Source organism: Bartonella sp. MM73XJBT.G, assembly GCF_028618435.1.
In the GTDB taxonomy this organism is placed as follows: Bacteria; Pseudomonadota; Alphaproteobacteria; order Rhizobiales; family Rhizobiaceae; genus Bartonella.
Window position 1 is genome coordinate 1 of record NZ_JAQISW010000055.1, and the last position, 3,323, is coordinate 3,323.

General features: G+C 30.8%; 5 protein-coding genes. All 5 read left to right on the top strand.

From position 1 onward, the window contains the following. Positions 1 to 894 precede the first annotated feature (894 nt). On the top strand, positions 895 to 1,245 hold the full coding sequence (locus tag PVV59_RS09610; protein WP_273755858.1) for a type II toxin-antitoxin system RelE/ParE family toxin: 351 nt from the start codon (positions 895 to 897) through the stop codon (positions 1,243 to 1,245). A gap of 1 nt (position 1,246) precedes the next feature. Next, positions 1,247 to 1,570 (top strand): helix-turn-helix domain-containing protein, encoded by a 324-nt coding sequence (locus PVV59_RS09615; protein ID WP_273755859.1) that lies wholly within the window; start codon positions 1,247 to 1,249, stop codon positions 1,568 to 1,570. 398 nt (positions 1,571 to 1,968) lie between these two features. After that, positions 1,969 to 2,097: a ParA family protein gene (locus PVV59_RS09620; protein ID WP_273755860.1), complete on the top strand. Its 129-nt coding sequence runs from the start codon at positions 1,969 to 1,971 to the stop codon at positions 2,095 to 2,097. 28 nt (positions 2,098 to 2,125) lie between these two features. Then, complete coding sequence (locus PVV59_RS09625; RefSeq protein ID WP_273755861.1) at positions 2,126 to 2,347, top strand: hypothetical protein; 222 nt, start codon at positions 2,126 to 2,128, stop codon at positions 2,345 to 2,347. Between the two features lie 365 nt (positions 2,348 to 2,712). Next, positions 2,713 to 3,141, top strand: a complete 429-nt coding sequence (locus PVV59_RS09630) for a helix-turn-helix domain-containing protein (protein WP_273755862.1) — start codon at positions 2,713 to 2,715, stop codon at positions 3,139 to 3,141. Positions 3,142 to 3,323 lie beyond the last annotated feature (182 nt).

Below are 3,323 nucleotides of genomic sequence, written 5' to 3' on the forward strand. Positions count from 1 at the left end.
ATGCATTCCTTAAAACGTCTCATAAAAGAGAGAACTCCAAAAAAGAAAGCCGTGCCAATTGATATGACGCGGCTTTCAAATTTTGATTCTAATGATAAAAAATAATCATACATAATGGAGTATTGAACGCATATATACAAAACGTATCATATTGCAAGCGTTCTATTGTTTTTATGAAAACTTATCAAAAGCATCATAAATGATGCATATGATTTTTACTCACTCATTTGAATGAGAGAATGAATTATAGAGACTGTAAACGCTTTATGGCTATCAAACGTATTAGAATAACGTCCTTTTCTTTAAAGAGATTCATTTAAATCAAAACGCATTATAAAAATGCTTCTTTAAAACGTTTTAAAATACTAAGCTCAAAATTGAGCTGAGTGAATTTCAAATAACTGACATTCTAAAATCACAACCTATCAAATAAATCAAAACGTTTGGTAGCTTTATCAAACCAATCAAAAGCAAATGTGTATTAAGTGAAATGTCTATAACAAAACCCGTTTTTACATTTATGCGCGTTGGTTTTTAAAAGTAGCATTTCATAAGACAAATAAACAAACGCTTTTTAGAATCTAAGGCTTCTAAGATTTTCTCTGCTGTGAAATCTAGATCTTTGTTTTTTCGTAAATGAAACAATGAAACGTTCTTAAGAGCAAATGATAACTAAGTTTATAGCTGTTAATATATAAAACATCAGTTTCAAACGTTTATACATTCATTTAAAGAGGTTATCATAAGCGTATTTTTACTTTTCTTTAAAACCTAATTTCTTTAAAAATTAGCCGGCTCAAATTTGAGTTCGTTATCTTTAGAATAGAGCATTTCTAACTTAGTATTATTAAAATAAGCACTTGAAATTATACCTATATAGGTATATTAATAATCATGGGTAAAATAAAACGTATCATATGGCTTGGATCTTCACTCAAAGATATAAAAAGTCTTCCTAGTCTTATTCAACAAAGGATTGGTTATGCTCTTTATCTTGCTCAGATGGGAGATAAAGGAGAAAATGTTAAGGTTCTCAAGGGGTTTGGATCTGCCAATGTTCTAGAAATTATTGAACGTGATATTCAAGGAACTTATCGCGCTGTTTATACGGTAAAATATAAAAAATCTCTTTACGTGTTGCATTGTTTCCAAAAAAAATCGACCCATGGTATTGCAACGCCAAAACCAGACATAAATCTGATTAAAGAACGTCTCAAGTTAGCAGAACAATTAGAAGGGAATTAAAATGGTCAATGTTTTTCACGGTAGTTCCAATGTTTATGAGGATCTTGGCTTTTCTGATTCCAGAGAGATGCTTATCAAAGCACAACTTGCTCATAAGATTAGTCAAATTCTTAAAGAAAAAAACTTAACACAAAAGCAAGCTAGTCAACTTTTAAAAATGACGCAACCCAAATTGTCTAAACTTTTAAATGGAGAATTTCGAGGGATTAGTGAAATGAAAATGCTTGAGTGTTTGGCAAAATTGGGAAATGATATCAAAATTGTTGTAAGTTCAGAAAAAGTTAAAACGCTTGAAGGACAATTTGAAGTTGTTTTTGCTTCTTAAACCTCTTTATAATTTGCTTTTTATGCTCTATTCATACATGGCAATTGTTTATAAAAAATGTTTAAAAATATTTTGAATCACGTATAAAAGTATGGATTAAAAGGTGGATTCAAAAGAAGTTAGTTAATTTAATATTTTGATTTTTTTGTATTTTTAGAGGAAATATCTTTCCTTATCTAAACGCATGATTTTTGTATGTTTTATAAACATATTGTGCGTGATTATTATGTGATTCATATATAGCTTATATAAATGATATATATGAATTATATATTATGCATATCTTAAATAAGAATTTTGCGTATATTTCATGTGTTTAATGCATGTTAACCATATGTTAGCTATATGTTACATATATGAATGTAGCATATGTAGAAAGTAAGCAAGGATTTTAAGGAATGCCAACAATTGTATTTTGTTCTACAAAAGGTGGTGTTGGAAAATCAACATTTGGATGTACTCTGTATCAATTAGATAAAGGAGATGTATCAAATGATAAATCTGCTATAGAAAATGCTGAATTATAGAAGTATTGAAAACTTAAGGAGTGATGTGATGGCAAAAGAGCATGTTTTAGCTCGATCGAGTTATATTGATGGTCGATTTAAGCGCCGTAGTGTGAAAACAAGTCGTATAACTATGACAGTTCGTCCAGATGTTGATGAAAAATTTCGTGCTCTTGCTGAGGAATTAACACCAGAAGGGGAAGATCTTTTAACTTTTGGGGATGTTTTACGGTTTTTGATAGATTTTTATTATGACAATAAGAAAAATTAATAAAAGTAATGTGATTTCACTCCAGATGAAAAATTCACAGAACCTTTTTATGTTTTTAAGATTCAAGCACTTTAGAGATGGTTAGACAGTTTTAACCATATTGAAAATCTTTTTTTTTAATATACCTTTTGTGTTCACAAGCTTTTTTGGAACATGATTCTTTTAAGTAAAGGGAAAGTAATGGCAAAAAGATAAAAACCCAACTGCGTTAACAGAAGGGTTTCTAAAATACCTATACGGCATAGTTAAATTAAATAACACATTTCCTAATTTAATTTAACTTATCGGATTCTGCAAGAGAAATTTTGTAGAAAAGGGATATTTTTCACATTTTTTTTGCCTCTAACTGAGAGGTTAAAACAATTATGGTTAATAAAGTCTCCGGAAGAAAGTTAAATGCGCATCATATAGAATTTAGAAAATTAGTAGAAAATGCTGAAATGGGCTCTGTAAAACGGGGGCAATTAATTGGATTGGCTAAAAAATTAGAGAGGGCTGGTTTTATACGAGAGACAGAAGCTAAACTTCTCTTGGCTTTATTGAATACAGCTTCGACATCTTCATTTGAAAAAGGTGGCGTTCCTATCGTTTTTAAAAGCAATCGACAACTTAGTTATGACATTCAACGGTGTGAATCGCGTGTTAGTTTTTTACTTTCACGCCTTTATGACTGTGGTCTTATTGTCATGCGCGACTCTGGTAATTTTAAGCGCTATTCAATACGAAGCTGTGATCATGGAATTATAACAGCTTGTGGGATTGATTTGATGTATTCTGGTTGCTCGATACCATGAACTTAAACAGAAAACTGATGAAATCCTAGAGGCTCAGGACAAACAAAAAGATGCTTTGCATTGTTTTCAGGGGTTGGTGCGACAAATCAAAGCCTCTTACGCATCAATTGAAGCTACACCATTTACATCATTGCTTTTTTCTAGAATGCAAAAAATTATTCAGATCATTGGTCGGCCGGCCA